General features: G+C 62.1%; 5 protein-coding genes. 2 read left to right on the forward strand and 3 right to left on the reverse strand.

Translation table 11 applies throughout. From position 1 onward, the window contains the following. The 3 genes from JOY90_RS04680 to JOY90_RS04690 form a co-directional block, all read right to left on the reverse strand. The coding region (locus JOY90_RS04680) for a DNA-binding domain-containing protein (RefSeq protein WP_291689985.1) at positions 1-330 on the reverse strand (330 nt) is incomplete at its 3' end. Further along, positions 317-1,228, reverse strand: a complete 912-nt coding sequence (locus JOY90_RS04685) for a DUF692 domain-containing protein (RefSeq protein WP_291689986.1) — start codon at positions 1,226-1,228, stop codon at positions 317-319. The genes JOY90_RS04685 and JOY90_RS04680, both read right to left, overlap by 14 nt. Before the next feature lie 40 nt (positions 1,229-1,268). Further along, entirely contained in the window at positions 1,269-1,568 is a 300-nt protein-coding gene (locus JOY90_RS04690; protein WP_291689988.1) for a DUF2282 domain-containing protein, read from the reverse strand. Between the two features lie 394 nt (positions 1,569-1,962). Here JOY90_RS04690 and JOY90_RS04695 point away from each other — a divergent pair, with 394 nt between their 5' ends. Beyond that, complete coding sequence (locus tag JOY90_RS04695) at positions 1,963-4,017, forward strand: adenylate/guanylate cyclase domain-containing protein (RefSeq protein WP_291689989.1); 2,055 nt, start codon at positions 1,963-1,965, stop codon at positions 4,015-4,017. 28 nt (positions 4,018-4,045) lie between these two features. Next, positions 4,046-4,744, forward strand: a 699-nt coding sequence (locus tag JOY90_RS04700; protein ID WP_291689987.1) for a LysR family transcriptional regulator, incomplete at its 3' end; no start/stop codon positions are given.

The raw sequence follows: 4,744 nt of genomic DNA on the forward strand, positions 1-4,744 counted from the left end.
CAGACCCCGCGCATATTCGTACGTCTCGATGAACGCCGGAAAGTCGCGACCATATTCGAACAGCAGCGGTGAGCTCGGAGGCGTAGTGCGGACGTGGAAGCGCGCCATGGCGCGAAAGAATTCGACCCCGGTGATGCGTTGGACGGCCGGATAGACCGCGGCAAGCGCGTTGATGAGGCTGACCGTGACGTTGTTGCGGTAGACGTTATAGCGTTTGAGGCCGCTCTTGCCTGCGGGACCAGTCACGACCACAGGCGTCGCGCCCGCCGGATCCAGCAGTGCCGAGGCAAACGTCGCGTATGATGCTAATTCCGGCTCAAGCGGCAGCATGGCGCGCCTCTCCCTGGTAACGATCGAGGATCGCTTGCGCGGCCACCGCCTCGGCCTTCAGAATAGACCAATCGGGAATGTTGCTGTCCCATTCGATCAGCGTCGGGACAGGGCCGCATCGTTCGATGATGACCTGATACAGTTTCCACACCGCATCAGCGACCGGCCCGTCATGGCTGTCAATCAGGAGGAGGTCACCTTCGTCGTCGGTTTGCTCGGCGTGGCCTGCAAGATGGATCTCTCCAACGCGCGCGAGTGGAAAGTCGGCGAGATATTTCAGCGCCGAGAAACCATGATTGGTTGCGGAGACGAACACGTTGTTGATGTCGAGCAACAGGCCGCACCCGGTGCGTTCCGCGACGCGTCGCATGAACTCCGTTTCTCCCATCGTCGATTCGCGGAACGCCAAATAGGTAGCTGGGTTCTCAAGCAGAAGCGGCCGCCAGATCGCGTCCTGTACCTGCTCGATATGGTCGCAGACGCGACCGAGCGTCGCCTCGTTGTAGGGCAACGGCAGCAGGTCATTGAAGTATGTGGATTGGTGGGTCGACCAGGCCAAATGCTCTGATACCAGTGCAGGCTCATAGCGCTCGACCAAAGTACGGAAACGCGCAAGATGGGCCGTATCGAGCGGCTCTGGGCCTCCGATTGACATGCAGACGCCGTGCAGCGATATCGGATGATCGCGGCGCAGGGCTTCCATTGCGCGATGCGGCGGCCCGCCGGCTCCCATGTAGTTCTCAGCATGAACTTCGAAGAACCCGCCTTGCCGTCCGTCCTCGAGAATGGTTGCGAGGTGCTCGTGCTTGAAGCTGCTGCCGGCAAGCCCACGCACCTGAAACGCAGGAAAGCGGGGAGGCTCGGCTGCAAGCAATGCGGATAAGACCGCTGCCTTCATATCGTCTCTCCGCTTTTCCGCCAGCGTGGCACCCAGTCGATCAAACTGGCTTGAGCGAACCGGTCTTGCCGTTCGGAAGCTGGATGCTGGTGCACGTGCCGCCCTGCACGAACTTCCAAGCGTTGCCCTGGAAGTCGGCGGTCGATGTGCCCTGACAGGTCGTGCCGGGGCCGGCGGCGCAATCGTTCTGACCCTTCAGAGCGACGCCAAAGCATTTCTCCTTGTGCGCGGCGACCGCGGCATCGGCTTCCGCCTTGGTGAGAGGACCGGCGGCGGCAACTGTCGCTAGCGCGGTTGTCACGGCGCCGGCGAGGACGAGCGAACTGACAATAGTCTTCATTGATTTCTCCACTTCGGTTTGCATCGCCTCCTCGGCGAAAGGGGGCGCATCGTCTCGTTCGTTCCGCTCACAGCCGTCATTACCGATCGGGCCGCTCACGAATCCGTGAGATCGTTTGAGGTTTTGCGCTGATCGCCCCGGCGGGGCCGCGCTCGGGTCTGATAGGCGAAGATGCGTATCGCCCTCCAATACCTTGTCGCTATCGAAACCGAACCTGACGGGCATTGGTGACGGCCCATATCCGCGGCCAGGATCGAGACGAGCCGGCGCCATGTAACAACCCACCATGGCCCAGCGTATCCCCCTCAATGTCCTGCGAAGATCGGCGGAAGCCAGCATGAGCGCCGTTCCACCACCAAGCGCATTTGAACGCCTGCGGCTTCCTTCCGCCAAAATGCTGACCGTCAGCATTCGGCTGGCGGTTTCCGCACTCGTGTTGACGGCGATCCTGCTTACCGCAGCCGCCTCGAGCCTGTTGTGGTGGCGTACCGCCGAATCGATCAGCCGCCAGCTCGCCTCGACGATCAATGAGCAGATCGTCGCCGCCGTGCGCAAGGAGGTCTCGGCGATCGTCGACCAAGCCCGCGCTGCCCATGCCGCGATCCGGACGCTCTTCCTGCAGAACGTGCTCGATACCCGCGAGGCCGACAAGCGCGAGTTCGTCTTCCTGTCGCAACTGCAGTCGCAGGCGACGATCTCCTGGGTCGCCTTCGGCTGGCCCGACGGCTCCTTTTTCGCGGCCCACAAGCTTGGCGACGGCCACCTCGAGATGATGGAAATTTCCAAGGCTGATCGCCCCGGCCAACGTCGGATCGACCAATATCAGGTGATCCCCGGCGACATCGAATTCGAGACCCGCCGCTTCGAACCGACCGATTTCCGCGTCACCGACCAGAGCTGGTTCAAGACCAGTATGGGCGCCAATGGCCCGCAATGGTTTCGGGTACTCGACCACCCGATCGGCCCGCGCCCCTCGATCGCGTTTGCGGGGCCGATCGATGTCTACCAGGAACGGCAGGGCGTCCTTGCCGTCATTATCGAGTATACGCGCTTGTCCCGTTTTCTATCGCAACTCGAGGTCGGACGCACGGGCACAGCATTCATCATCGATGGTAGTGGCGAGTTAATCGCGGCACCGGACAAGGACGCCGACGAGTTGCATCCTTCTCACAGCCGTATCGACATGCTGCCGCTGGCGCGGATGGCAATGAACGAGGCGGGCGACGAGGGCCGCAATGAGGCTTGGCGGCGCAGGCTCTCTCGCGACGGTGCGGCCTATGAGGTCGCACTGACCCCGCTACCATTTCCCGGCTGGTCGCTTGTGACCGTCATCCCCGAGGCAGAGTTCCTCGGGGCTGTCGAGACCACGCTGCGGCGGCTCATCGTCGGCGTTGCCGCCGGCGCACTGCTGGCCGCCCTCTTGTCGGCGATACTGGCGCGGTCGGTGATTGCAGCGCCGCTCGCCCGTGTGGTCGGCGAAATCCGGCATGTGGAAAACTTTGCGCTCGATCGGGTCCGCCGTCATCCGTCGCGGCTTGCCGAGATCGCGAGCCTTTCGGGCGCGATCGCCGAAATGGCCGCCGGCCTTTCCGCCTTTCGTAAATTCATTCCGGCCGATCTGGTCCGCTCGCTGCTGCGCCAGGGCGTCGAGGCAAAGCCGGGCGGCTCTATTCAGGAACTGACGGTGATGTTCATCGATGTGGCCGGTTTCACCGGGCTTTCCGAGCGCATGGGCGATCGCGTCGTGCCGTTGTTGTCGCGGTATCTCGACGCGGCCTCCGAGGTCATCGTCGCCCACGGCGGTACTATCGACAAATTCATCGGCGATGCGGTAATGGCGTTCTGGGGCGCACCGACCGCGCAGCCCGAGCATGCCTTGCTTTGCTGCCGCGCGGCACTCGCCTGCCGCCAGGCCATCGAGGCCGCCGGCATCAGTGACGACCACGGCCATCCCCTGCAGATCCGTATCGGCGTGAATTCCGGCCGAATGCTGGTCGGCAATATCGGCTCGGAACTGCGGCTGAACTACACCGTCATCGGCGATGCGGTGAACGTCGCGAGCCGCTTGGAAGGCGCCAACAAGCACTATGAGACGCTGATCCTGATCGGCGCTGAAACCAAACGTCTCGTCGAGGGGGCAATGGTGACACGCGAGATCGATCGGATAGCCGTCTACGGCAAGATCGAAGGCCTTGCCGTGTACGAATTGGTCGACTCAGCTCGGGCGACAAGCGGCGGATCTGGCCCGGCATGGATCGTCGACTACGAAGAGGGTTTGCAGGAATATCGCGCGCGCAACTTCCGGGGCGCAATCTGCTGCTTCGAGGCTGTGTTGCGCCGGCGTCCTCATGACAGGCCGACTGAGCTGATGCTCGATCGGTGCAAGCTCCTCGAGCAATCCGGTGTTGAAGACGGGTGGTCGCCCGTCGTGGCCCTTCAATCGAAATAATAGCTCCGACATTCAGCGGGTAAAGCGCATGGAGATGCACCAGGTCCGGTATTTTCTTGCGGTATGCGAGCATTTGAACTTCACTCAGGCCGCACGGAGCTGTCACGTTACGCAACCATCACTGACCAGGGCCATCCAGCTGTTGGAAAAGGAATTCGGAGGGCGCCTTTTTCACCGCGAGCGATCGCGAATCCATCTCACTGAGCTCGGCCGGATCGTGAGGCCGTATCTGCAGGAGGCATGGGAAAACACCGAGGTCGCCAGGCAGCAGGCGAGAGACCACGTGTCGAGCACGGCGACGCAACTAAAGCTCGCCATCATGTGCACGATAGCGCCGGCGCTGCTGATTCAGCTTTTCGCCCGGTTTCGTAGTTCGCGCCCCGACGTCAAGCTGGAGCTGATCGACGGCACGGCCCAGTCTGTCGAAGAACAACTTGTCACCTCGTCGGCCGAGATTGCGATCTACTGTCGCCCCGACCGCGCGCCCGATTCCCGCCTGAATTATTTGCCGTTATTTCGCGAGCAGATGATGATCGTGCTTCCGTCCACGCACCGACTCGTGTCGCACGATCAGATCGAGATATCGGATCTCGCCGGTGAAAGATACGTGCAGCGTTCCTTCTGTGAGTTCAACGACGTCGTCGACAGCGTGTTCGACGCCCGTGGCGTCGACTGCGAAACCGTCTATCGCAGCGACCGGGACGATTGGGTGCTGGCCATGATCGCA

This window comes from Bradyrhizobium sp. (assembly GCF_019242285.1).
Taxonomy (GTDB): domain Bacteria; phylum Pseudomonadota; class Alphaproteobacteria; order Rhizobiales; family Xanthobacteraceae; genus Bradyrhizobium.

Coding starts and splice junctions, on each gene's coding strand:
- JOY90_RS04685 (WP_291689986.1), bottom strand. CDS start 1,228: ATGAAGGCAGCGGTCTTATCCGCATTGCTTGCAGCCGAGCCTCCCCGC.
- JOY90_RS04690 (WP_291689988.1), bottom strand. CDS start 1,568: ATGAAGACTATTGTCAGTTCGCTCGTCCTCGCCGGCGCCGTGACAACC.
- JOY90_RS04695 (WP_291689989.1), top strand. CDS start 1,963: ATGCTGACCGTCAGCATTCGGCTGGCGGTTTCCGCACTCGTGTTGACG.